This window comes from Sphingomonas sp. TDK1 (assembly GCF_001650735.1).
Lineage (GTDB): Bacteria > Pseudomonadota > Alphaproteobacteria > Sphingomonadales > Sphingomonadaceae > Sphingomonas.
Genome location: NZ_LXVY01000045.1, coordinates 1 through 21,936 on the forward strand (window position 1 = coordinate 1; position 21,936 = coordinate 21,936).

Sequence of the window (21,936 nt, forward strand, 5' to 3'; positions counted from 1 at the left end):
GTGTCCATGCCGATCCGTACTGGTATGTTCGTCATCGTCTTCTCCTCTCATCTGGCTCGCAACGCTAACGCGTCTTGAAGCCGTTGGGATGAGAGACCGTCCACACCAGCACTGGGATGACTTAAGACAGTCTGCCACAGAAACAGGTCCTGATCCCCCCGGCATACCGCGGTAGGCCTGGCGAGTCAGGTATGACGCGTGCTGTCGACGAGGTCGGCAAACGATGTGGTCGCGCATCGATCGAAAAAGTCGGACCCGCTTGAAGGTGGAAAGCAGGGCTGGCTGAGCACTTTGTAAGTTGCTGAAATCAAATAATCGGGCAATATGCTGTCAGCAATGGGCCAATTAGGGCCAGGTAGGTGTCAAAGGGCGAATCGAGGAAAATGTCACTCGTCTCTGAGACGGGGGCAAACTCAAGCGTCAAGGGACACAGCTTCCCGCATCGCCGAATAACCGCCGCCAATGAGCGATCCGCCTGCTATTCGCCGGGGCTGGGCGGTGCTGGCTGCGGCCTATCGGGTGCAGGCGCGGGGTCTTCGACATAGCCGGTGACGATGTCGCCCGCCTTCAACACAGCATTGCCCCCTTTGTTGAGCAGGCCCAGCACGCCGAAGCCGATCACCGACAGGACCACGCCGGTGGTGTTGCCCTTGCCCTGCCGGTCCTGGCTGCCTGACAGCATGATTCGCCCGTCCGGTGCCTCGACATAGAGCAGGCGCGCGCTCAGCCGCCCTTTGCCGCCGACCGCGCCGGTGTCCTTCGCCACGACGATTTCGCCCCAGGCGATCGCCCCGATGGGGATCCGCGTGACTCCGTCCAGTATCACCGGCGAATCGACACGCAGCTTGAACCGGTCGCCGGACTTCGCCTCGCGGCTGTTCACTTCCTTCAGCACCATCAGGCGCACCGCCATCCCGTTGGGGAGGCGGTGCGCCGCAGGTGCGGCGGGCGCGACGGGCAAGGTCTGTGCGGCCGCAAACCCCAGGGCGACGACGGCGAGCACCGACGCCGCTGCCGCGCGCACGCCTCGCATGGGGTCAGCGGCTCGCAGGAGCGGCGCCGGCGGACGTCGTCCCGTCGCGCGGCAGGAACTTGATCGCCACGCCCGTGGCATTGGCCTTGCCCCAGCTAAACGCGCTGACATGGGCGTCGCCATAGCTGGCCTTGATCACGGCATCGGCGCCCAGTTTCTGCGCACGCTCCCAAAGCTCGGCATAGATCTTCTTCTGCGACGGCGACTTGCTGAACACCGTCGCCTTGCGGACCCCCGCCTTGACTTCGCCGAGCACCGTATAGGGCCGATCGGTGATGTCGTATGGAAATACCGGTACGCCGACATCTTCATTGACGAGCGGCGTTGCAGCGGCGGGCTTGTCCTGGGCACTTGCCGATTGCGCGATGCCGGCGAGCAAAACCCCGCAAGCGATTGCCGAAAGCTTCTTCATCGTTCCTCCCCCGTTGTCCCCGGCACATTTGCCGGTAGATTGCCGCAACGTAGCGCGGCTTTTCATTTTCATTCAATAGTCGCGTGGGCGCCGGCTGCAGGACCGTTCCGCCCCTTCCCCTCCGATGCGGGGAGGTGCCGCGCAGCCACCCAGCCATAGCCGAGCAACGCCACCAGCGCGCCGGCCGCGACCAGATACGGCAGCGCCCCCCAGACTTCGTACATCGCGACCCCGATCGAAGGCCCCAGCACGAACGCCGCGCCGTTGATCGAGGTAACGCGCCCGGCCACCGATCCTTGCGCGTGCGGTCCCACCGCCAGCGATGCCCCTGCGGTGAAGCCCGGTCGCGCGAAGCCCATGCCCAGGGCGATGGTCGCATAGCCCAGCGCGATGCCGTACAGCGAGCCCGCCATCGCCGTCGCCACGCAGCCGAGCGCTCCCAGCGCCGCCCCCGCCAGGATCAACGCCCGGGGTTTGAGTTCAAGCAGCGGAATCAGTCCCCATTGCACCAGCAGCGAGGCGCCCGCGCCGATCATCAGCACCAGCCCCGTCGGCTCCAGCGCCGCGGCGGGGGCGAGGCGCAGCCGATCGATGACGAGAAAGCCGATCGCCTGCCCTGTCATCGCCTGGGCATGGCCGGTGACCAGCCCTGCGACCATCCAGGGCCGCACCTGCGGATCGAAGGTACGGACATGCTCGACATGCTCGCCCACCGCTGCGGCGACGGTGGCGCCGGTTCCCTGTCCGCCGATCGACGGATAACTGGCCGCCGCACCATGTTCGACCGCGCCCGAATCCGCCGGCAACAACCGCAGCACGGCGACCAGCAGCACCAGTCCCACCGCGCTTGCCGCGAAGGCGGGGCCGGACAGGCCGATCAGCGGCCCGCCGGGCCAGAGGTGCCCCATCACCAGATACGGCGCCACCGCGGGTCCGAGGATGGTTCCCAGCCCGAAAGCGGACGCCAGCAGCGTCAACGCCTTGGTGCGGTCCTCGCGGCTGGTACGGCTGGCCACGATCGCCTGTACTGCCGGCGGGGCAGCCGATCCGAACCCGCCATAGAGCATACGGCCCACCACAAAGGCGGCAAAGGTGGCGAAGGGGCTCAGCACCCCGTTGATGCCGAGGGCGAGGCACAGTCCGCACAGCCCCAGCGATGCGGTGAAGCCAAGGATGCCGAGCAGCACCATCGCCCGCCGCCCGGCCCGCTCGGAGCGGTTCGCCCAGAAGGGCGCGGTGAGCATCCAGAGCAAGGCCGAAACCGAGAAAACTGCGGCTACCGCGCTGTCGGCCGCGTGCAGCGAGCGACCGAGCGCGGGCAGGATCGATTGCAGCGCGGTATTGCCCGCCGCGATCATCAGCATCACGCCGAACAGCAGCGCGAAATCGCGGTCGATCGTGCGGCTCATGGGCGGCGCCACCGATAGCCGCGCTCGACCCTGGTAACGATCACCTCATACCATTCGTACCAGCGCGCACGGCCTTCGGCACGGATGGCGACGTGCTCGGGATGGTCGCGCCAGGCGGCGGCGCTGGCCTCGTCCGCCCAGTAGCTGATCGTGATGCCCACGCCCGCGTCCCCGCGTTGCGACTCGACACCGCGATAGCCGGGCTGCCGCGCCGCCAGCACGTCCATCGCCGTCGCCGCTGCGGCATAACCCGCATCGTCATCGGCGGTGCGCTTCGATATGAAAAGCACGGCAATCTGGCCGCTACGATCCGCTCCCATCCGGGAATCCTAGGATGCGTGCGGCGCTTTGCAATCCGGACAAGCCCTGCGAAAGCGGACGGCGATGATAACCGACTGGCATTTCTATGCGCTCGCCGTACCCGCCGTGCTGCTGCTCGGCCTGTCCAAGGGCGGCTTCGCCGGCATGGGGGCGCTGTCGCTGCCGCTGCTTGCGTTGGCGATCGATCCCGTGCGCGCCGCCGCGATCACCCTGCCGATCCTGATCCTGCAGGACGTGGTAAGCGTCTGGGCGTTTCGCCGTACCGTCGACTGGCGGCTGCTGGGGTGGATGCTGCCCGGATCGATGGCGGGAATCGCGCTCGGCTATGGCTTTGCGGCGAGCGTGTCGCCGGTGCTGGTGCTGGCGGCGGTAGGCGCGATCTCGATCCTGTTCGGGCTCTATCGCCTCTGGGCGAGCAGCCGCACGACGCCGGCGATGGCGGCGCGCTGGCCCGAATGGGTAGGCAGCCTGTTCGGCGTCGCCTCGGGATTCACCAGCCAGATCGCCCATGCCGGCCAACCGCCCTTCCAGCTGTGGGTGCTGCCGCGCAACCTGCCGCGCGACCGTCTGGTGGGCACGACCGCGATCTTCTTCGCCGCGACCAACTGGATCAAGGTGCCCGCCTATTGGGCGCTGGGCCAGTTCACGCACGCGAACCTGCTGACCTCGGCAGTGCTGTTCCCGCTGGCGCTGGCGTCCACGCTCGCCGGCGTGTGGCTGGTGCGCCGGGTGTCGCCCGAGCGCTTCTATACGGCAATCTATGTGCTGATGATCGTGGTAGGCGGCGCGTTGATCTGGGAAGCGGTGGCGAAGGCAGCTTGAGCCCCTCCCCGAGGGGAAGGGGCTTCGGCGGCAGCTCAGTCGAACAGGCTCGACACCGAGCTTTCGTCGGCAATGCGGCGGATCGCCTCGGCGATCAGCGGCGCGATGGTGAGGTGGCGGACCTTCTCGCCGGCCGCGACGACTTCGTGGTTGCCGATCGAATCGGTGATCACCAGTTCGCGCAGCTCCGACTTGGCGACGCGTGACATCGCCGCGCCCGAGAGCACGCCGTGCGTGCAATAGGCGACCACGTCCTCGGCGCCCGCCGCCTTCAGCGCCGCCGCCGCGTTGCAGAGCGTGCCGGCCGAATCAACGATGTCGTCGATCAGGATGCAGAAGCGGCCCTTCACTTCGCCGATGATGTTCATCACCTCGGATTCGCCCGGACGCTCGCGGCGCTTGTCGACGATGGCGAGGGGGGCATTGTCCAGCCGCTTGGCGAGCTGGCGCGCGCGCACCACGCCACCCACGTCGGGCGATACGACCATCCATTCCTTGTCGATGAAGCGCGTCTGGATGTCGGCCGACATCACCGGCGCCGCGAACAGATTGTCGGTCGGAATGTCGAAGAAGCCCTGGATCTGGCCGGCGTGCAGGTCGACCGAGAGGACGCGATTGGCGCCCGCCATGGTGATCAGGTTGGCGACCAGCTTGGCCGAGATCGGCGTGCGGGGTCCGGGCTTCCGATCCTGGCGCGCATAGCCGAAATAGGGGAGCACCGCGGTGATCCGCTTGGCCGACGCGCGGCGGAGCGCGTCGATCATGATCAGCAGCTCCATCAGATTGTCGTTGGCCGGATAGCTGGTCGACTGGAGCACGAACACGTCCTCGCCGCGGACGTTCTCCAGGATCTCGACGAAGATTTCCTCGTCGGCGAAGCGGCGGACGTTCGCCTGGGTGAGCGGAATCTCCAGATAGTCGGCGATGGCGCTCGCCAGCGGCAGGTTCGAATTGCCGGCCATGAGTTTCATAGAATGCTGGCCTCCTGAGCCGCTTCGCGATGTCCCGATGCCCGCGCCCTTTAGTGCGACGTTTCCGTGACGCAAAGAGGGCATTGCTGCTTTGCCTGTGCCAGCCTAGGCCCATGGCATGACCGTCGTTACCCGTTTCGCCCCCAGCCCCACCGGCACGCTGCATGTCGGCAACCTGCGGACTGCGCTGCACAATTGGCTGTTCGCACGCCGCCACGGCGGCACCTTCCTGCTGCGCATCGACGATACCGATCAGGCGCGATCGGAAGAACGATTCGTCGAGGCGATCCGCGCCGATCTCGCCTGGATGGGGCTCGCGCCCGATTCCGAGGAACGCCAGTCGGCGCGATTCGAGCGCTACGAAGCGCGCTTCGCCCAGCTGGTCGCGGATGGCCGGGTCTACCCCGCTTATGAGACCGCGCAGGAGCTGGAGCTCAAGCGCAAAGTGCTGCTCGGCCGCGGCCTCCCGCCGGTCTATGATCGCGCCGCGCTCGCGCTGAGCGACACGGACCGCGCCGGCTTGGAAGCCGAGGGCGTGCGCCCGCACTGGCGCTTCAAGCTCGATCACGGCGCCGCGATCGGATGGGACGATCTTGTTCGCGGGCCGCAGCGCTTCGAGGCGAGCCTGCTGAGCGATCCCGTCGTGCGCCGCGCCGATGGCTCGTGGCTCTATCTGCTCCCGTCCGTGATCGATGACATCGACATGGGCGTCACCCATGTCGTGCGCGGCGAGGACCATGTCTCGAATACCGCGAGCCAGATCCAGATGTTCGACGCGCTGGGCGGCGCGGTGCCCGGTTTTGCCCACGAGGCGCTGCTCACCGGTGCCGAGGGCAAGCTGTCGAAGCGGCTGGGCTCGCTCGGCATCGAGCATTTCCGCGAGGCGGGCATCGAACCCCAGGCGCTGATCGCGCTGCTCGCTCGCCTCGGCACCAGCGATCCGGTCGAGCCGTTCGCCGATCCGGCACCGCTGATTGCCAGCTTCGATTTCGGCCGTTTCGGCCGCGCGCCCGCGCGATTCGACGAAGGCGAACTTGCTCAGCTCAATGCCCGGATCGTGCACCAGCTCGATCACGCGGCCGTCGCCGAGCGGCTGCCTGCCGGAATCGATGCCGCCGGGTGGGAAGCGATTCGTCCGAACCTCGCCAGCGTTGCCGAGGCGGCGGACTGGTGGGCGGTGGTCGAAGGCCCGATCGCCCCGCCGCCGGTAGAAGCGGAGGATCGCCCGTTCCTGGATCAGGCGCATGCCCTCGCCGCCGGTCTGGACTGGGCGGCCGATCCATGGCGGGCGCTTACCGATGCGCTGAAGGCGGCTACCGGGCGCAAGGGCAAGGCACTGTTCCTGCCGCTTCGTCGCGCGCTGACGGGGCGCGACCATGGCCCGGATATGGCCGCATTGCTGCCGCTGATCGGCAAGGATCGTGCGCTGGAACGGCTCGCCACCGGCTGAGCCGTTCCATCTTTACGCCCATTATGTAACGTTGTACCATCACCTTCATCCGGCGTTCATAGACCGGTGTTGGAGAAGGAGTGCAACGTCATGCATGCCGATACCCGTTATCATGCCAGTGCACCGCGTTCGGTCAGCTTCGGGGCTGCGCTCGCCATCAATGGCGCGATCATCGCCGGCCTGATCCTTTCGGCGCCCCACTTCCTGCCCAAGCCTCAGCCCAAGCCGTTCGAGGGCCGGAACATCCCGCTGCCGCCCCCGCCACCGGTGGAGCCGGTCAGGCTGCAACCCAAGCCCGACAAGGTCGTGACACCTACCCAGCCGCTACCCACGATCCCCGATCCCGTGATTTCCCATCCGTCCGACAACCGGATCGAGTCCACCACCGTCATCGGTGATCCGCCGGCACCCTTCGCCAAGCCCGCCGAGGCCGGGCCGCCGGTCGTCGCGGATCCCCCCAAGGCCGTGCCCGTGCTGATCGGCGCCACCACCGATCCTCGCTACGCGCAGGATTTCCAGCCCGAATATCCGTCCCAGGAAATCCGCGCGCAGCGTGACGGTGTCGTCACCCTGCGCGTGTTGATCGGCATCGACGGCCGGGTAAAGGCGGTGGAACCGGTGAGCGCCACCAGCGATGCCTTCTTCGCTGTCACCAAGCGCCAGGCGCTCGGCAAATGGCGCTTCCGCGCCGCCACGCGCGGCGGGGTGGCCGAAGAAAGCTGGAAGACCATGACCGTCCGCTTCCGAATCGAAGACGCGCGCTGATCCCTTCGATGGCGTCGCGTGGACACGGGGGCTGGCCCTGAAGCCCCCGTGTCCCTATCTTAGGCCACCGATGACCTTCCTTAAGTACATCTCGCCCCTCCGCGCGCTTCGCGATCTGCGCGGCTATCTGGCGACGCGCAAGAAGCACGAACTGTGGTTCATGATCCTTGCGCTGGTGGTCACGTTCGGCATCATCGTCGTGTTCGTGAAGGACTCGCACGTGCCGGTGCCGTACAAGAAGAACATCGTCTATGTGGACAGCTGGCCGATCACGCGCACCGAAGCCGAGATCCGCGCGAAGCAGAAGGTCGACGAGGCCAAGCGCCAGGAGGAGGAAGCGGCCTTCCAGGAGCGCCAGAAAAAGCGCCAGGCCGATTTCAAGAAATATGACGACTGGCTGAAGAAGCACGGGATTTGAGCGACGCGCGCTGGATGGCCGGAGCGCTCGGTCTTGCCGAGCGCGGGCGCGGGCGGACGGCGCCCAATCCCAATGTTGGCTGCGTGCTCGTGCGCGATGGCCGCGTCATCGGGCGCGGCTGGACCCAGCCCGGCGGTCGCCCCCATGCCGAGGCGATGGCGCTGGCAGAAGCTGGTGAGTCCGCCCGCGGTGCGACGGCCTATGTAACACTGGAGCCCTGCGCGCACGTTTCGGCGCGGGGCCCTGCCTGTGCGGACCTGCTGGTCGCTGCCGGCGTGGCGCGCGTGGTGGCGGCACTGCGCGATCCAGACCCCCGTACCGACGGCGCCGGTTTCGCTCGGCTGCAGCAGGCCGGCATCGCGGTCGACTCTGGGCTGATGGAAGCCGAGGCGCGGCGCAGCATGGCGGGGTTCCTGACCCGCCTCGCCAAACGACGTCCCCATGTCACGCTGAAGCTCGCCACCTCGCTCGACGGTCGCATCGCGCTGTCGACGGGGGAAAGCAAATGGATCACCGGCCCCCAGGCCCGCGCACACGCCCATCTCGAGCGGGCGCGCCATGATGGTATCCTGGTCGGCCGCGGCACCTTTCTGGCCGATGTCCCGAAACTGGACGTCCGTCTTCCCGGCCTTGCCGATCGCACGCCGCGCCGCATCCTGCTTTCCTCGACCGGCCCCACGCCCCCGAGCTGGGAGCGCATCGCGGACATCGGCGACGTCCGGCACCTTACGGGCATCGACACGCTGATGGTGGAAGGCGGTGCCAAAGCCGCAACGGCCTTCCTCCGTGCCGACATGGTCGACAGGCTGCTTCTCTACCGCGCGCCGATCCTGCTCGGCGGCGGCAAACCCGCGGTCGAAGCATTCGGCCTCGCCGCATTGTCCGAGGCGCATGATCGCTGGCGCCTGCTGGACTCTCGTATGCTTGGCAGCGATCGGTTCGAGGTCTACGAGCGCAACTGATGTTCACCGGAATCGTAAGCGATGTCGGCACGATCGACGCGGTAGAGCGCCAGGGCGACCTGCGCGTGCGCGTGGCGACGGCCTATCCCACCCATGAGATCGATCTCGGCGCCTCGGTCGCCTGTTCGGGCGTGTGCCTGACGGTGGTCGACAAGGGCCCCGGCTGGCTCGACTTCGACGTGTCGGGCGAGACCGTCTCGCGCACCGCCGACGACCAGTGGACCGCCGGCCGCAAGCTCAACCTCGAGCGCGCGCTGCGGCTGGGCGACGAGCTGGGCGGGCACATCGTCACCGGCCATGTCGACGGCATCGGCCGCGTCAAGCTGATCGAGGCGATCGACGGTTCGCACCATGTCGTGATCGCGGCGGGGCCGGAGATCGCGCCCTATGTCGCGCCCAAGGGCTCGATCACCGTCGACGGCGTGTCGCTGACGGTAAACGCGGTGGACGACACGCCCGAAGGCGTCGAATTCCATCTCAACATCATTCCCCACACCGCCACGGTCACCACCTTCGCCACGCTGGCGGAGGGCCAGGCGGTCAATCTGGAGATCGACGTGCTGGCGCGTTATCTCCAGCGCATGGAGGCATTACGTGCCAAAGGCTGAACTCGCCGCGCTCAAGCACGGCTTCCTCTCCTCGCCCGAGGAACTGATCGACGAGGCCCGCAACGGCCGGATGTTCATCCTGGTCGATGACGAGGATCGCGAAAATGAAGGCGATCTGGTCATCCCCGCCCAGATGGCGACGCCCGACGCGATCAACTTCATGGCCAAGTACGGCCGCGGCCTGATCTGCCTGGCGATGACCAAGGCGCGCGTCGACCAGCTCGGGCTCGAGCTGATGAGCCGCGCCAACGGCACGCGGCACGAAACCGCCTTCACCGTCTCGATCGAGGCCAAGGAAGGCGTGACCACCGGCATCTCCGCCGCCGACCGCGCCCGCACCATCTCGGTCGCGATCGACAGCACCAAGGACCGCGCCGACATCGTCACGCCGGGGCATGTGTTCCCGCTGGTCGCGCGCGACGGCGGCGTGCTGGTCCGCGCCGGCCACACCGAAGCCGCCGTCGACGTCGCCCGCCTTGCCGGGTTGAACCCCGCCGGCGTGATCTGCGAGATCATGAAGGACGACGGGACGATGGCGCGGCTCGACGATCTCGTCGGCTTCGCCCAGCTCCACAACCTCAAGATCGGCACGATTCGCGACCTGATCGCCTATCGCCGCCGCCACGACCATCTGGTCGAGCAGCGCGCCGAGGCCAGCTTCACCAGCGAATGGGGCGGCGAGTGGCGCGCACTCACCTTCTGGAACAAGGCGACGGGGAGCGAGCAGGTCGCCCTGGTCAAGGGCCGGATAAATCCCGACAAGCCGACGCTGGTGCGGATGCACGCGCTGTCGCCCTTTGCCGATGTGTTCGGCGAGGGGGGCCCGCGCGGCGGGCTGCTGCGCAAGTCGATGGAGATCATCGGTGCGGAAGGTGCCGGTGTCATCGTGGTAATCAACCGCCCGCGCCCCGACGGCTATACCGTCGCGCTGCAGACCCGCAGCGGCGCGATTCCGCCCAAGGACATGGATGAGTTGCGCGATTACGGCGTCGGCGCGACCATTCTCACCGAACTCGGCGTGCAGGACATGATCCTGCTCTCCAACACCCATCACACGCTGATCGGGCTCGACGGCTACGGCCTGTCGATCGCCGGCACGCGTCCCATCGATCCGGAGCAATAATGGCCAACGTCCTCATCGTCGAAGCGCGCTTCTACGAGCATCTCAACGACCTGCTGATCGCCGGCGCCAAGGCCGCGATCGAGGCGGCGGGCCACAAGGCCGAGGTGATCACCGTGCCCGGCGCGCTGGAAATCCCGGGCGCGGTCGCGCTGGCGGCGGACAGCGGCCGCTATGATGCGTTCGTGGGCATCGGCGTGGTGATCCGCGGCGAGACCTATCATTTCGAGATCGTCGCGGGCGAAAGCGCGCGCGGGCTGATGGCGCTGTCGATGGACGGCGTCGCGATCGGCAACGGCATCCTCACGGTCGAGAACGAGGCGCAGGCGCTGGTCCGCGCCGATCCGAAGCAGAAGGACAAGGGCGGCGAGGCCGCCAAGGCGGCGCTGGCGATGCTCGCGCTCAAGGCCAAGTTCGGCTGATGCAGGTGCCGGTGCTCGAAACCGAGCGCCTGATCCTGCGCCAGCACGAGGCTGGCGATTTCGAGGCATGGGCGGCGTTCCATGCCGACCCGGAGGTGATGCGGTTCCTGGGCGGCGTACAGCCGCGCGGCACCGCCTGGCGCAGCCTGTGCAGCATGGCGGGCGCCTGGGCGATCCGCGGCTTCTCGATGTTCGCGGTGGTCGAGCGGGCGAGCGGGCGCTGGATCGGCCGCATCGGCCCGCATGCGCCGGAAGGCTGGCCCGGGCTGGAAGTCGGCTGGGGCCTGGCCAGCGAAGCGGTAGGCAAGGGCTATGCCCGCGAAGCCGCCATCGCCGCGATCGACTATGCGGTCGAAATGCTCGGCTGGGACGAGGTGATCCACACCATCGATCCCGAGAACACCGCATCGATCCGGCTGGCGCAGGCGCTTGGCGCGGAGAATGGCGGGCCGACCCAGCTACCCGCGCCGCTCGCGCATCTGCGGGTCGATCGCTGGGCGCAGACCGCGGACCAATGGCGCGCCCGCCGCGCGGCGCTGGGCTGACGCCATGGACATGCCCCCCTCTCGCTATCGCGTCGAAGAGCGGGGCCGGCGGCTGGTCGTGATCGATCGCAAGACCGGGCGCGAGGTTTCCCCCACCAAATCTCCCCTGCCGTTTGCGGGAGGGGTCGGGAGAGGGGATGGCAGCCAGAAGCGACGGGGGTTGAGGATAGCCCCTCCCCCTGCCCCTCCCGCAAGCGGGAGGGGTGCGCAGGGCTGGAAGTTCGGCTTCAAGCAACCGCGCGCGACGCCGGACAGCTTCGTCACCCGCAGCTGGTTCGACGCCAAGGCGCCGCGCACGATCAAGCTCAACTACACCGCCCATGCGCGGCTGGCGACGCTGCGCTTCGGCGGCGCGATCCTGATCGCGCTGCTGGTAACGGGCACGTTCCTGTTCTGGCCCTGGTTTCCTTTCACCCTCGCGGCGGTGCTGACCCCGCAGAAGACGCGCGAGCGTCTCCGCGCGGCCAGCACCCGCTGGATCGACGGCTTCGATCAGGCCGGTTGAAGCGCGGCCTCGTCGGCGGTCGGATAGTCGGTATAGCCCTCCGCCCCGCCGATATAGAAGAACTGCTCGCGCTGCGGATTGAGCGGCAGCCCTTCGCGCAGGCGGCGCGGCAGGTCCGGGTTGGCGAGGAAGGTCCGGCCGAACGCAATCGCATCGGCCTCGCCCGCATCGAGCGCCGCCTGGGCGCTTGCCGCATCATAGTCCGAATTGAGCGCGAGCACGCCGCGATAGACCTTGCGCATCAGCGGATGGATCGGCGGCTGGTCGGGCAAGCCCCGGCTGCCGCCCGGACGCGGCTCGCGCATCTCGAGGAACGCGACACCGATATCATCGAGCGCCGCCGCCGCGGCTTCGAACAGCGGCGCCGGGTTGCTATCGTTGACGCCCTGCACCTCGCCATTGGGCGAGAGGCGAACGCCGGTGCGATCGGCACCGATCGTGTCGACCACGCGCTGGCTCACTTCTCGGAGCAGGCGGATACGGTTTTCGATCGAGCCGCCATATTCGTCCTCGCGGAAATTGGCATTGTCGCGCAGGAACTGGTCGATCAGATAGCCATTGGCAGCGTGGATCTGTACCCCGTCGAACCCGGCGCGGATCGCGTTCTCGGCGGCGCGTTCATAGTCGGCGAGGATGCCGGGGATCTCGTCGGTGCGCAGCGGACGGGCCTGACTGTAGGGCCGCTTGGTCTCCCCGGCATCCTCGGCCGGATAGGTACGCACTTCGCCGGGCGCGGTGGTCGCCGAGGCCGAGACCGGCGGTTCGCCGCCGAGGAAGTCCGAATGCACCAGCCGGCCCATGTGCCAGAGCTGCGAGACGATCTTGCCGCCGGCCTCGTGGACGGCCGCGGTGATCGGCTTCCACGCCTCGACCTGCTCGTCGCTCCAGATGCCGGGGGCATAGGCCCAGCCCAGCCCCTGCTGACTGATGCCGGTCGCCTCGGTGATGATCAGGCCGGCGCTGGCGCGCTGGCGGTAATAATCGACCATGACCGGGGTCGGCACATGGCCGCGCGTCGACCGGCCACGGGTGAGCGGCGACATCCACACGCGATTGGCGGCGTGGATCGCGCCGAGCTGAATCGGATCGAACAGGCTGGGCATCGAAATTCCTTTTGCAGCTTGTGACTTCGCACAGATAGGGCGCTACACGGCGCCATGCAGCGCAACGCACCGACAACAAAAACTTCCCCGGCACGAAGCCATGTTGCGACCGCGCTCGTCGCGGCATTGATCGCCAACGCCGCGCTGGCCACGGGGCCGTTGTTCGTGCGGATGGCGGATGTGGGGCCGGTTTCAGCGGCGTTCTGGCGACTGATCATCGCCACGCCGATCCTGTTCGCTGCGGCCAGTGCGATGGGCGAAAAGCCGATCGCCGCCGGGCGCGGGCGCTGGTGGATCCTCGCCATCGCCGGCGTGGTGTTCGCGCTCGACCTCGCCAGTTGGCACATCGGCATCGTCCGCACCACGCTCGCCAACTCCACCCTGTTCGGCAATTCGGCGTCGCTGATCTTCCCGATCTACGGCTTCGTCGTCGCCCGCGCCTGGCCGAGCAAGATGCAGGGCGCGGCGCTGCTGCTGGCGGCGATCGGCGGCGCGCTGCTGCTCGGGCGCTCGGCCGAGCTCTCCTCGCGGCATCTGGCGGGCGACCTGTTCTGCCTGGCGGCGGGCGTGTTCTACGCGGTATACTTTGCGCTGATGGCGCGGGTGCGGGTGTCGCTGGGCCCGGTGCCGGCGCTGGCGCTGTCTTCGCTCGCCACGATCCCGCCGCTGCTCGTGATCGCGCTGGCAATGGGCGAGCAGATCGTGCCGCATCTCTGGTGGCCGCTGCTCGCGCTCGCCATCGTCAGCCAGCTGATCGGACAGGGGTGCATGATCTATGCGCTCGGCCATCTCTCGCCGCTGGTGATCGGCATCGCCTTGCTGGTGCAGCCGGCGGTAGGCGCGGCGCTGGGCTGGGTGATTTTCGGCGAGCGCCTCGGCACCGCCGATCTGTTCGGCGCGGCGCTGGTCGCGGCGGCGCTGGTGCTGGTGCGGCAGGGCGCGGTACGGCCCAAGGGGTAGGCGGTTGCCGGGGCGCGGCTTCGCGCCTAGATCAGTCCCATGGATCTCGCCGACGCCACCCTCGACGAACTGCGCGCGGCGCTTGCGCCGTCGCTTGCCGCCAACGCCGCCTTCGACGGCTGGAACCAGCGCGCGCTCGACGCCACCGCCGACGGCATGGGCGTCGACCGCGACGTGGCGCGGCTCGCCTTCTCGGATGGCCCGCTGGCAATGATCGACGCCTGGTTCGCACATATCGACCGCGCGATGCTGGACGAGCTTTCGCCCGAGACGCTGGCTGGGATGAAGATCCGTGCGCGCATCACCGCGCTGGTCGAGGCGCGGCTGGCGCTGCTGGCCCCCTATCGCGACGCGCTGCGCCGGGCGCTGGCGATCCTCGCCATGCCGCAGAATCTCGCGCGGGCGAGCAAGCTCGGCTGGCGCGCGGCGGATGCGATGTGGCGCGCGGCGGGCGACACCGCCACCGATTACAACCATTATACCAAGCGGATGACGCTCGGCAGCGTCTATGCCGCGACCATCGCGGTATTCGTGCAGGACGAGAGCGAGGCGTGGGCCGATACCCGCGCCTTCCTCGCGCGCCGGATCGAGGGAATCATGCGGTTCGAGAAGGCAAAGGCCGGATTCGTCAACCGCACGACCAACCGGCCCAGCCTTTCCCGCTTCATCGGCCGGCTGCGCTACCCGGCGATCTGAGGTCGCGCCGGGCTCGCGCGTTCGGCGACCATGCGTTCGCCATCGATCGTAATCGGGCTGGCGAGACCCGGTAGCCCCTCGCGGACGATCGCCATCCCGCGTGCGACCACCTGCGGATCGGCGAAGACCTCGTCGAGGCGATTGATCGGCCCGGCGGGCACGCCCTGCGCCTCCAGCGCTTCGTAGAGATCGGCCTTGGCCCAATCGAGGATTGCGCGGGCGAGCTGCGGGATCAGCGCATCGCGATTCGTCACGCGCGCCGGGTTGGTAGCAAACCGCGGATCGTCCGCCAGATCGAGCCCGAGGATCGCGCAGAGCCTGGCGAACTGCGAGTCGTTCCCCACCGCCACGATCAGCTCGCCGTCGCAGCAGGCAAAGGCCTGGTAGGGCACCAGATTCGCATGGCCGTTGCCCATGCGGTGCGGCACCGTGCCGCTCGCCATCCAGTTGAGCGCCTGGTTGGCGAGCACCGCGACCTGGGTGTCGAGCAGGGCCATGTCGATATGCGCCCCCACCCCCTCCTTGTCGCGACGGCGCAGGGCGGCGAGGATCGCCACGGCCGAATAGACGCCGGTGAAGATGTCGGCATAGGCGACCCCCGCCTTTTGCGGCGCGCCGTCGGGCTCGCCGGTGAGGCTCATCGCGCCGCCCATGCCCTGGATGATGAAGTCATAGCCGGCGCGACCCGCATAGGGCCCGGTCTGGCCGAAGCCGGTGATCGAGCAGACGATCAGCCGCGGTTTGGCCGCACGCAGGCTGGCGGCGTCGAGGCCGTATTTCACCAGCCCGCCGACCTTGTAGTTCTCGATCACCACATCGGCATCGGCGATCAGCGCCCTGGCCGCCGCCTGGCCCTCGGGCGTGGCGATGTCGATGCCGACACTGGTCTTGCCGCGGTTGCAGGCGTGGAAATAGGCGGCGTCGCGGTGCATGCCCTCGCCGTCGTGGAGGAAGGGCGGGCCCCAGTGGCGGGTGTCGTCGCCGGCACCGGGCCGCTCGACCTTCACCACCTCGGCCCCTAGATCCGCGAGCAGCTGCCCGCACCAGGGACCCGCAAGGATGCGGGCCAGCTCGACGACCTTGATGCCGGCGAGCGGTTTCACGGGCGCCGGATCGCGTAGACGACGTGATCCGCGAAGACCTGGCCGCCGCCGCGATGGTGGCGCCCGGGGATCAGCTGTCCGCCGATCTTCGCCATCGCGCCTCGCGACCGGAGATTGTGCTCGCCGACCAGAAACACGACGGTACCCACGTATCGGTGGATATGGTCGAGCATCAGCCGCTTCACCTCGCGATTGTAGGTGCCGCCCCAATAGGCGCGGGCAAGGAAGGTCCAGCCGATCTCGATCTCGTCCTCGTCGGGCACATGATAGTCGTACCGGCTGGAGCCGATGATCGCGCCGGTCGCCTTGTCCTCGATCGCAAGGCCGCCGCCACAGGCCAGTGCTTCGGCGAAAAACGTGCGGAACACCGGCTCCTGCCAGCGATCCGGTCGCGGATGCACTTCCCAGATCAGCGGATCGGCGGCGACGGTGTAGAGCGCCTCCCAATCCGCCGCGACCAGCGGCCGGATGCGAACGAGATCGCCCTCCAGCACCGGCTGCCGATCGGGCGCCATCAGAACGCCGCGATGCCGGTGATCGCCCGGCCGAGGATCAGCCCGTGCACGTCGTGCGTGCCCTCATAGGTGTTCACCGTCTCGAGGTTGATCGCGTGACGGATCACGTGGAACTCGGCCGAGATGCCGTTGCCGCCGTGCATGTCGCGCGCCACCCGGGCGATATCGAGCGCCTTGCCGCAATTGTTGCGCTTGATGATGCTGATAGCCTCGGGACTGAGCGTGCCCGCATCGAACATCCGCCCGCAGCGCAGCGCCGCCTGCAGCCCCAGCGCGATCTCGGTCTCCATATTGGCGAGCTTGAGCTGCACCAGCTGGGTCGCCGCCAGCGGCCGGCCGAACTGGTGGCGATCGAGCGTGTACTGCCGCGCGGCATGGAAGCACGCCTCGGCCGCGCCCATCGTGCCCCAGGCAATGCCGTAGCGCGCACGGTTGAGACAGCCGAACGGGCCCTTCAGCCCCTGGACGTTGGGCAGCAGCGCGTCTTCGCCCACCTCCACCCCGTCCATCACGATCTCGCCGGTCACCGAGGCGCGTAAGGAAAGCTTGCCCTCGATCTTCGGGCTGGTGAGCCCCTTCATGCCGCGCTCGAGCACGAAGCCGCGGATCGCGCCGTCATGCGCGTCGCTCTTCGCCCAGACGACGAACACATCCGCGATAGGGGAGTTCGTGATCCACATCTTGGCGCCGGTGATCCGGTAGCCGCCATCGATCTTCTCGGCCCGAGTGCGCATGCCGGCGGGGTCGGAGCCCGCATCCGGCTCTGTCAGCCCGAAGCAGCCGACCCATTCGCCGCTCGCCAGCTTGGGCAGATATTTCCGCCGCTGCTCCTCGCTGCCATAGGCGTGGATCGGGTGCATCACCAGCGAGCTCTGCACGCTCATCGCCGAGCGATAGCCCGAATCGACCCGCTCCACTTCGCGCGCGACCAGGCCATAGGCGACATAGCCAAGCCCGGCGCCGCCATAGGTTTCGGGAATCGTCGGCCCGAGCAGGCCCAGCGTGCCCATCTCGGTCATGATCTCGCGGTCGAAGCGTTCCTCAAGGTACGCGGAGGTGACGCGCGGGAGCAGCTCGCCCTGCGCATAATCGCGTGCGGCATCGCGCACCATCCGCTCTTCGTCGGTCAGCTCGCCGTCGAGCCCGAACGGATCCTGCCAGTCGAACCGGCCCATCTCTGCCATTTCAGTCGTTCCTCGGTGTCTCCGGTGCCGGGGCGGGGGCGGCTGCCTGCGCCACGACCGGGGGTTTGGGCGGCGTTGCAGCTGCCGCCTTCTCTATTTCGTCCAGTGCCTTGCGGGCATTCACATAGCGCGAGGCGGCGCTGGTCCAGCCCTCCGCCACGGAGGCGCCGGGCATATGCGCAACTTCGGCGATCGCCGTTTCGACATTGCCGGCGGCCAGCGCGCTGCGGGCGCGGCGCAGGCGTTCGGCCGGGCGCGGGCTCGGCATGCCGGCCTGGTGAAGCACGAACAGGTCGCCGACAAAGCTGCGGATGCGTACCCACAGGCTGTCATCTGGCCCGGTACCGAGCCGTGGCGCGATCGTGTCCAGCGCAATCCGAAGGTCTTCCAGTGTCAACGGGTCCGACGCCGCAGCAACGATGGCCCCGACAGCCTGCGGATGACGTTCGCCGAAGCGCGCGCGAAGCTGTTGCTCCAGGCTACCCAATGGCTGGCCGCGTTCGATGGCGCGACGCACGGCGGCGGCGACCATCAGCCGTTCCGCCTGGGTGGAATATTGTGCCGCGTTGCGCGCGCTTTCGTCGGCCTGGCGCAATTGCAGCTCCAGTGCGTCGAGCCGGGCCGCAAGCACGCTTTCGCGCGCGTCGAGCGTAGCCACATCGGTGGCCGGCGGAAGCACCGGCGGCGGCATCTTCAGGAGCTGGCCGGAGGTGGAAGGCGCCGCGGCAGGCTTGGTCGTCGTCGCCGGCGTGGTGGGCGTCAGATGTGGCCCGGCGAGCTGGATCGCACCGGCCGTCAGCGCAACGCCGGCAAGAAAGCCCAGCCCCACGGGGATCATTCGGTTTCGGCGCGGACTCAGGGTTCGGACCGGCTCGGGCGCCAGGGGCTCGTCGCTCATGGGCGCCCTTTTCGCCGCGTGCGCCCTGCGGGTCAATCGGCGAGCGCGATGGCGGTGTCGATCAGCGCTTCGGTTTCCGGCCGCGGAGCTATCGCCACGGCCCGCCAGCCGCTTCCGGCCCCGACCGCGGCCGCCTCGCTGACGGCGGCAAGGATGACCTCGCGGCGGTCCGGCACGACCTCGGCCAGTCGCATCCCTGCGCGGGCAGACTGGACCAGCGCGATGCAGCCCTGCAACGCCGCGGCATCCTTCTGCGTGACCGGCAGCACCTCGCTGGCATAGACCGGCACCACTTCGGCCACGATGCCTCCCACCTCCAGCGTTCGCTCCCGGCCGACCAGATGCAGCGCGCGACGGACGCCCCGGGCCTCAGCCGCCTCGACCAGGGCTGCCGCACCCGATCGGCCGATGGCCGCGACCTCGAAATGTGCACGCTGCGCCGCCGAGGCAGTGGCCTCGCCCACGGCGTATACCGGCAGGCTGCGCAACGCGTTCAGCCCCTCGCCCCCCCAGCGCAGGGCGTTCGCGCTCGTCAGGATCAGCGCATCGAAGCCAGCGGGGTCGGGTACGGCCCAGGCGAGCGGTCGCGTTTCGAACAACGGCAGGCGAATCGCCGTGCGACCCCGCCCCTCGATTGCGGCGGCGGTGATGCGATTGCCCGGCTCGGGTCGCAGCACCGCGAGCGGCCGGCTCATCCGGCGAACAGCGCGCGCACCGCATCCGGCGCGCGGTCGAGCAAGTCGCGGGCTAGCACCGCGGGCAGCATCGCGTCCTCGGGCGCGCCTTCGATCATGCCATGGACATGCGCGCTGCCATCGGCGGCGTAAAGCTCGGCCTCGATGGTGAGGATCGCGCCCTCGATCGTCGCCAGCGCCGCGACCGGCGAATGGCAATCCGCCATCAGTGCGGCAAGCAGCGCGCGCTCTGCCAGCACGCAGGCACGCGTGACGGGATGGTCGATCGCCGCCAGCAACGCGAGCACGGGCGAATCACCAGCGCGCGCCTCGATTCCGACCGCGCCCTGCGCCGGCGCCGGGAGCATCATATTGGTGGGAAGGACATGGCCGACATCATATCGGCCGAGACGGTCGAGCCCGGCCGAGGCAAGCAGGGTCGCGTCCGCCTCACCAGCCGCCAGCTTGGCGAGGCGCGTATCGACATTGCCGCGGAACAGCACGGTCGAAACATCCGGCCGATGCCGCTTCACTTGCGCGGCGCGGCGCGGCGACGCGGTGCCGATCACCGCGCCCGGCTTCAGCGCGGCGAGCGATTCGGCGCCGACCAGCCGGTCGCGCACATCGGCGCGCGGCAGCATCGCCGCAATCGCGATCGTTTCGGGACGGACCGTTTCGACGTCTTTCATCGAATGCACCGCGCAGTCGATTTCGCCTTCGAGCAGTGCGCGGTCCAGCTCCTTGGTCCACAGTGCCTTGCCGCCGATCTCGGCCAGCGGACGATCCTGCACCTTGTCGCCGGTCGTACGGACGACGACGATGTCGCCTTCTACGCCGTGCGCGGCCTTCAGCGCATCACGGACCATCTGGGCCTGGGTAAGGGCGAGCGGCGAGCCGCGCGTGCCGATGCGGAATGCAGTCATGGCCGTGGTGCTACGGTCGCCGCGTGCCAAGGGCAATGGGGGTAATCGCGGAGCGGCAAGCGGCAAAACCGGCCGCGCCTCTGGACCCTGCCGCCAAGCGGCTTAGATGAGTGGCATGGCACTGATCCTCGGACTGGAATCGAGCTGCGACGAAACCGCGGCGGCATTGGTCGAAAGCGACGGCACGATCCGCGCGCACAAGCTGGCGCGGCAAGAAGAGGCGCACCGCCCCTATGGCGGCGTGGTGCCCGAAATCGCAGCGCGCGCGCATGTCGAAATGCTGGCGCCGCTGATCGAGGCCGCGCTGGAAGAAGCGGGCGTGACGCTCGAGCAGGTCGACGCGATCGCCGCCACTGCCGGTCCCGGGCTGATCGGCGGGGTGATGGTGGGCCTCGTCACCGGCAAGGCGCTGGCACTGGCGGCTGGCAAACCGCTGGTGGCGGTGAACCATCTGGAGGGTCACGCCCTCTCCCCACGTCTGGGGGATCGGAACCTTGAATTCCCCTATCTGCTGCTGCTCGTCTCGGGCGGCCATTGCCAGCTGCTTCTGGTCGAAGGCGTCAGCCGCTATCGCCGGCTCGCCACCACGATCGACGACGCGGCGGGCGAAGCGTTCGACAAGACCGCCAAACTGCTCGGCCTCGGCTTTCCCGGCGGCCCCGCAGTGGAGAAGGCCGCGGCGCGCGGTAACCCCAAGGCCGTGCCGCTGCCCCGCCCGCTGGTCGGATCGGGTGAGCCGCATTTCTCCTTCGCAGGCCTGAAGAGCGCCGTAGCTCGGGCGGTAAACGACTATAGCCCCGAAGATCTTGCGGCATCCTTCCAGCAGGCGGTGGTGGACTGCCTGGTTGATCGCACGCGCCTGGCGCTGGCGGTTACGCGCCCGACCGCGCTGGTCGTCGCAGGCGGCGTCGCGGCGAACACGGCGGTTCGCGCAGCACTGGAGACGCTGGCGGAGGCGCATGATCTGCCCTTCGTCGCGCCTCCGCTATGGCTGTGCACAGACAATGCCGCGATGATCGCCTGGGCGGGCGCAGAGCGCTTCGCCCAGGGCCTTACCGATCCCCTCGACGTGCCGGCGCGACCGCGCTGGCCACTCGATCCGGACGCGGAGAAGGTGCGCGGCGCGGGAGTAAAGGCATGAAGATCGGCGTGATCGGCGGCGGCGCCTGGGGCACCGCGCTCGCCCAGGTGGCGGCGCGTGGCGATGCGCCGGTGCTGCTCTGGGCGCGTGAGCCCGAGGTGGTCGAGAGTATCAACGCCGCCCATGAGAATCGCCAGTTTCTCGCCGGCGTGCCGCTGTCCCCCAGCATCCGCGCGACTGGCAGGCTGGTCGATCTCGCCGGCTGCGACGCGCTGTTGGTGGTCGCGCCAGCGCAGCATGTGCGCTCGGTGCTTGCCGAGACGAACGTCGGCGCCACGCCGCTTGTGCTCTGCGCCAAGGGAATCGAGGCGGGCACGCGCCTGCTGGTGAGCGAGGTTGCGCAAAGCGTCGCTCCCGAGGCGCCGATCGCGGTGCTGTCTGGCCCCACCTTCGCGCATGAAGTGGCGGCGGGGAAGCCAACTGCGGTGACGCTAGCCTGCGACAATGCGGACCTGCGCACCCGGCTGGTCGACCGGCTCGGCGCCCCGGCCTTCCGGCCCTATGCCTCGGCCGACGTCATCGGCGCGGAGATCGGCGGTGCGGTGAAGAACGTTCTCGCCATCGCCTGCGGCGTGGTCGAGGGGGCGGGGCTTGGCCTCAACGCCCGCGCGGCGACGATCGCGCGCGGCTTCGCCGAGATGACGCGGTTCGGTCTGGCGCGCGGTGGGCAGGCGGAGACGCTGACCGGACTATCGGGGCTGGGCGATCTCGTCCTGACCTGCTCGTCGACGAGCTCGCGCAATTTCTCGCTCGGCGTGGGGCTGGGCCAGGGGCGCAGTGCCGCCGAACTCCTGTCCGACAGGAAGACGGTGGCCGAAGGGGCGTTCACCGCCCCGGTGCTGCGCGAGGCCGCTGCCAAAGCGGGCGTCGAGATGCCCGTGACCGCAGCCGTCAACGCGTTGCTGGAAGGCGCGCCGGTTGCCGACGTGATCGACGCGCTGCTCAGTCGCCCTTTGCGCCCCGAAGCCGTATAGCC

26 protein-coding genes are annotated in these 21,936 nt (G+C 68.6%); 14 read left to right on the top strand and 12 right to left on the bottom strand.

Features of this window, described 5'->3' with window-relative positions; translation table 11 throughout:
* Positions 1-478: 478 nt before the first annotated feature.
* From A7X12_RS21565 to A7X12_RS21580, 4 genes are all read right to left on the bottom strand, one after another.
* On the bottom strand, positions 479-1,033 hold the full coding sequence (locus tag A7X12_RS21565) for a hypothetical protein (RefSeq protein ID WP_157105681.1): 555 nt from the start codon (positions 1,031-1,033) through the stop codon (positions 479-481).
* A 4-nt stretch (positions 1,034-1,037) separates the two neighbouring features.
* A complete protein-coding gene (locus A7X12_RS21570; RefSeq protein ID WP_064313519.1) occupies positions 1,038-1,445 on the bottom strand; it encodes a hypothetical protein in 408 nt (135 codons plus the stop codon).
* A gap of 68 nt (positions 1,446-1,513) precedes the next feature.
* A complete protein-coding gene (locus A7X12_RS21575) occupies positions 1,514-2,854 on the bottom strand; it encodes an MFS transporter (protein ID WP_232318639.1) in 1,341 nt (446 codons plus the stop codon).
* On the bottom strand, positions 2,851-3,174 hold the full coding sequence (locus A7X12_RS21580) for an antibiotic biosynthesis monooxygenase family protein (protein WP_064313520.1): 324 nt from the start codon (positions 3,172-3,174) through the stop codon (positions 2,851-2,853). Before A7X12_RS21580 ends, A7X12_RS21575 begins: the two co-directional genes overlap by 4 nt.
* A 64-nt stretch (positions 3,175-3,238) precedes the next feature.
* Here A7X12_RS21580 and A7X12_RS21585 point away from each other — a divergent pair, with 64 nt between their 5' ends.
* The gene (locus A7X12_RS21585; protein ID WP_064313521.1) at positions 3,239-3,997 is read left to right on the top strand and encodes a sulfite exporter TauE/SafE family protein; all 759 of its coding nucleotides are present in this window, start codon (positions 3,239-3,241) and stop codon (positions 3,995-3,997) included.
* Positions 3,998-4,032: 35 nt separating this feature from the next.
* Here A7X12_RS21585 and A7X12_RS21590 read toward each other — a convergent pair whose 3' ends face one another.
* Entirely contained in the window at positions 4,033-4,968 is a 936-nt protein-coding gene (locus A7X12_RS21590) for a ribose-phosphate pyrophosphokinase (protein WP_064313522.1), read from the bottom strand.
* A 118-nt stretch (positions 4,969-5,086) separates the two neighbouring features.
* Here A7X12_RS21590 and gltX point away from each other — a divergent pair, with 118 nt between their 5' ends.
* The 9 genes from gltX to A7X12_RS21635 all read left to right on the top strand — a co-directional run bounded on the left by gltX (position 5,087) and on the right by A7X12_RS21635 (position 11,763).
* Positions 5,087-6,418 (top strand): glutamate--tRNA ligase, encoded by a 1,332-nt coding sequence (gene gltX, locus A7X12_RS21595; protein WP_064313523.1) that lies wholly within the window; start codon positions 5,087-5,089, stop codon positions 6,416-6,418.
* 90 nt (positions 6,419-6,508) lie between these two features.
* Positions 6,509-7,183, top strand: coding sequence for an energy transducer TonB (locus tag A7X12_RS21600; RefSeq protein WP_064313524.1), 675 nt, complete (start codon positions 6,509-6,511; stop codon positions 7,181-7,183).
* A 70-nt stretch (positions 7,184-7,253) separates the two neighbouring features.
* Positions 7,254-7,601, top strand: a complete 348-nt coding sequence (locus A7X12_RS21605; protein ID WP_064313525.1) for a hypothetical protein — start codon at positions 7,254-7,256, stop codon at positions 7,599-7,601.
* Between the two features lie 14 nt (positions 7,602-7,615).
* On the top strand, positions 7,616-8,563 hold the full coding sequence (gene ribD / locus A7X12_RS21610; protein WP_064313526.1) for a bifunctional diaminohydroxyphosphoribosylaminopyrimidine deaminase/5-amino-6-(5-phosphoribosylamino)uracil reductase RibD: 948 nt from the start codon (positions 7,616-7,618) through the stop codon (positions 8,561-8,563).
* Positions 8,563-9,171: a riboflavin synthase gene (locus tag A7X12_RS21615; protein ID WP_064313527.1), complete on the top strand. Its 609-nt coding sequence runs from the start codon at positions 8,563-8,565 to the stop codon at positions 9,169-9,171. The genes ribD and A7X12_RS21615 overlap by 1 nt, the downstream gene beginning before the upstream one ends.
* The gene (gene ribB, locus A7X12_RS21620; protein WP_064313528.1) at positions 9,158-10,294 is read left to right on the top strand and encodes a 3,4-dihydroxy-2-butanone-4-phosphate synthase; all 1,137 of its coding nucleotides are present in this window, start codon (positions 9,158-9,160) and stop codon (positions 10,292-10,294) included. The genes A7X12_RS21615 and ribB overlap by 14 nt, the downstream gene beginning before the upstream one ends.
* A complete protein-coding gene (ribH, locus tag A7X12_RS21625) occupies positions 10,294-10,713 on the top strand; it encodes a 6,7-dimethyl-8-ribityllumazine synthase (RefSeq protein WP_064313529.1) in 420 nt (139 codons plus the stop codon). Before ribB ends, ribH begins: the two co-directional genes overlap by 1 nt.
* Positions 10,713-11,258: a GNAT family N-acetyltransferase gene (locus tag A7X12_RS21630; RefSeq protein ID WP_064313530.1), complete on the top strand. Its 546-nt coding sequence runs from the start codon at positions 10,713-10,715 to the stop codon at positions 11,256-11,258. The genes ribH and A7X12_RS21630 overlap by 1 nt, the downstream gene beginning before the upstream one ends.
* 4 nt (positions 11,259-11,262) lie before the next feature.
* Entirely contained in the window at positions 11,263-11,763 is a 501-nt protein-coding gene (locus A7X12_RS21635; RefSeq protein WP_232318640.1) for a hypothetical protein, read from the top strand.
* On the opposite strand, the gene A7X12_RS21640 is transcribed toward A7X12_RS21635, so the two are convergent.
* Entirely contained in the window at positions 11,751-12,866 is a 1,116-nt protein-coding gene (locus A7X12_RS21640; protein WP_064313531.1) for an alkene reductase, read from the bottom strand. The genes A7X12_RS21635 and A7X12_RS21640 overlap by 13 nt on opposite strands.
* A gap of 54 nt (positions 12,867-12,920) precedes the next feature.
* Between A7X12_RS21640 and A7X12_RS21645 the strand changes: the two genes are divergently transcribed.
* Together A7X12_RS21645 and A7X12_RS21650 are read left to right on the top strand one after the other, a co-directional pair.
* The gene (locus A7X12_RS21645; protein ID WP_064313532.1) at positions 12,921-13,826 is read left to right on the top strand and encodes a DMT family transporter; all 906 of its coding nucleotides are present in this window, start codon (positions 12,921-12,923) and stop codon (positions 13,824-13,826) included.
* A gap of 39 nt (positions 13,827-13,865) precedes the next feature.
* Positions 13,866-14,522, top strand: coding sequence for a COQ9 family protein (locus tag A7X12_RS21650; RefSeq protein WP_064313533.1), 657 nt, complete (start codon positions 13,866-13,868; stop codon positions 14,520-14,522).
* Here the strand turns inward: A7X12_RS21650 and A7X12_RS21655 are convergent.
* From A7X12_RS21655 to hemC, 6 genes are read right to left on the bottom strand one after another with little or no spacing between them, the layout of a single operon-like run.
* Positions 14,507-15,625 (bottom strand): CaiB/BaiF CoA transferase family protein, encoded by a 1,119-nt coding sequence (locus tag A7X12_RS21655; RefSeq protein WP_064313534.1) that lies wholly within the window; start codon positions 15,623-15,625, stop codon positions 14,507-14,509. The genes A7X12_RS21650 and A7X12_RS21655 overlap by 16 nt on opposite strands.
* Positions 15,622-16,140, bottom strand: a complete 519-nt coding sequence (locus A7X12_RS21660; protein ID WP_064313535.1) for a GNAT family N-acetyltransferase — start codon at positions 16,138-16,140, stop codon at positions 15,622-15,624. Before A7X12_RS21660 ends, A7X12_RS21655 begins: the two co-directional genes overlap by 4 nt.
* Entirely contained in the window at positions 16,140-17,324 is a 1,185-nt protein-coding gene (locus A7X12_RS21665) for an acyl-CoA dehydrogenase (protein ID WP_064313536.1), read from the bottom strand. Before A7X12_RS21665 ends, A7X12_RS21660 begins: the two co-directional genes overlap by 1 nt.
* 1 nt (position 17,325) lies before the next feature.
* Positions 17,326-18,222, bottom strand: coding sequence for a hypothetical protein (locus tag A7X12_RS21670; RefSeq protein WP_064313537.1), 897 nt, complete (start codon positions 18,220-18,222; stop codon positions 17,326-17,328).
* Positions 18,223-18,254: 32 nt separating this feature from the next.
* Positions 18,255-18,917, bottom strand: a complete 663-nt coding sequence (locus A7X12_RS21675) for a uroporphyrinogen-III synthase (RefSeq protein ID WP_064313538.1) — start codon at positions 18,915-18,917, stop codon at positions 18,255-18,257.
* On the bottom strand, positions 18,914-19,819 hold the full coding sequence (gene hemC / locus A7X12_RS21680; RefSeq protein ID WP_064313539.1) for a hydroxymethylbilane synthase: 906 nt from the start codon (positions 19,817-19,819) through the stop codon (positions 18,914-18,916). Before hemC ends, A7X12_RS21675 begins: the two co-directional genes overlap by 4 nt.
* A 115-nt stretch (positions 19,820-19,934) precedes the next feature.
* Here hemC and tsaD point away from each other — a divergent pair, with 115 nt between their 5' ends.
* Together tsaD and A7X12_RS21690 are read left to right on the top strand one after the other, a co-directional pair.
* Entirely contained in the window at positions 19,935-20,960 is a 1,026-nt protein-coding gene (gene tsaD, locus A7X12_RS21685) for a tRNA (adenosine(37)-N6)-threonylcarbamoyltransferase complex transferase subunit TsaD (RefSeq protein WP_064313540.1), read from the top strand.
* Positions 20,957-21,934 (top strand): NAD(P)H-dependent glycerol-3-phosphate dehydrogenase, encoded by a 978-nt coding sequence (locus A7X12_RS21690; RefSeq protein WP_064313541.1) that lies wholly within the window; start codon positions 20,957-20,959, stop codon positions 21,932-21,934. The genes tsaD and A7X12_RS21690 overlap by 4 nt, the downstream gene beginning before the upstream one ends.
* The last annotated feature ends 2 nt before the right edge of the window (positions 21,935-21,936 follow it).

Excerpts from the sequence above, each read along its gene's own strand:
- A7X12_RS21570 (WP_064313519.1), bottom strand. The coding sequence starts at position 1,445 with ATGAAGAAGCTTTCGGCAATCGCTTGCGGGGTTTTGCTCGCCGGCATC.
- A7X12_RS21645 (WP_064313532.1), top strand. The coding sequence starts at position 12,921 with ATGCAGCGCAACGCACCGACAACAAAAACTTCCCCGGCACGAAGCCAT.
- A7X12_RS21580 (WP_064313520.1), bottom strand. The coding sequence starts at position 3,174 with ATGGGAGCGGATCGTAGCGGCCAGATTGCCGTGCTTTTCATATCGAAG.
- A7X12_RS21640 (WP_064313531.1), bottom strand. The coding sequence starts at position 12,866 with ATGCCCAGCCTGTTCGATCCGATTCAGCTCGGCGCGATCCACGCCGCC.
- A7X12_RS21650 (WP_064313533.1), top strand. The coding sequence starts at position 13,866 with ATGGATCTCGCCGACGCCACCCTCGACGAACTGCGCGCGGCGCTTGCG.
- ribH (WP_064313529.1), top strand. The coding sequence starts at position 10,294 with ATGGCCAACGTCCTCATCGTCGAAGCGCGCTTCTACGAGCATCTCAAC.
- A7X12_RS21615 (WP_064313527.1), top strand. The coding sequence starts at position 8,563 with ATGTTCACCGGAATCGTAAGCGATGTCGGCACGATCGACGCGGTAGAG.
- hemC (WP_064313539.1), bottom strand. The coding sequence starts at position 19,819 with ATGACTGCATTCCGCATCGGCACGCGCGGCTCGCCGCTCGCCCTTACC.
- tsaD (WP_064313540.1), top strand. The coding sequence starts at position 19,935 with ATGGCACTGATCCTCGGACTGGAATCGAGCTGCGACGAAACCGCGGCG.
- A7X12_RS21675 (WP_064313538.1), bottom strand. The coding sequence starts at position 18,917 with ATGAGCCGGCCGCTCGCGGTGCTGCGACCCGAGCCGGGCAATCGCATC.
- A7X12_RS21690 (WP_064313541.1), top strand. The coding sequence starts at position 20,957 with ATGAAGATCGGCGTGATCGGCGGCGGCGCCTGGGGCACCGCGCTCGCC.
- ribD (WP_064313526.1), top strand. The coding sequence starts at position 7,616 with ATGGCCGGAGCGCTCGGTCTTGCCGAGCGCGGGCGCGGGCGGACGGCG.
- A7X12_RS21575 (WP_232318639.1), bottom strand. The coding sequence starts at position 2,854 with ATGAGCCGCACGATCGACCGCGATTTCGCGCTGCTGTTCGGCGTGATG.
- A7X12_RS21635 (WP_232318640.1), top strand. The coding sequence starts at position 11,263 with ATGGACATGCCCCCCTCTCGCTATCGCGTCGAAGAGCGGGGCCGGCGG.
- A7X12_RS21660 (WP_064313535.1), bottom strand. The coding sequence starts at position 16,140 with ATGGCGCCCGATCGGCAGCCGGTGCTGGAGGGCGATCTCGTTCGCATC.
- A7X12_RS21665 (WP_064313536.1), bottom strand. The coding sequence starts at position 17,324 with ATGGCAGAGATGGGCCGGTTCGACTGGCAGGATCCGTTCGGGCTCGAC.
- A7X12_RS21630 (WP_064313530.1), top strand. The coding sequence starts at position 10,713 with ATGCAGGTGCCGGTGCTCGAAACCGAGCGCCTGATCCTGCGCCAGCAC.
- A7X12_RS21600 (WP_064313524.1), top strand. The coding sequence starts at position 6,509 with ATGCATGCCGATACCCGTTATCATGCCAGTGCACCGCGTTCGGTCAGC.
- A7X12_RS21590 (WP_064313522.1), bottom strand. The coding sequence starts at position 4,968 with ATGAAACTCATGGCCGGCAATTCGAACCTGCCGCTGGCGAGCGCCATC.
- A7X12_RS21670 (WP_064313537.1), bottom strand. The coding sequence starts at position 18,222 with ATGAGCGACGAGCCCCTGGCGCCCGAGCCGGTCCGAACCCTGAGTCCG.
- gltX (WP_064313523.1), top strand. The coding sequence starts at position 5,087 with ATGACCGTCGTTACCCGTTTCGCCCCCAGCCCCACCGGCACGCTGCAT.
- A7X12_RS21585 (WP_064313521.1), top strand. The coding sequence starts at position 3,239 with ATGATAACCGACTGGCATTTCTATGCGCTCGCCGTACCCGCCGTGCTG.
- A7X12_RS21605 (WP_064313525.1), top strand. The coding sequence starts at position 7,254 with ATGACCTTCCTTAAGTACATCTCGCCCCTCCGCGCGCTTCGCGATCTG.
- A7X12_RS21565 (WP_157105681.1), bottom strand. The coding sequence starts at position 1,033 with ATGCGAGGCGTGCGCGCGGCAGCGGCGTCGGTGCTCGCCGTCGTCGCC.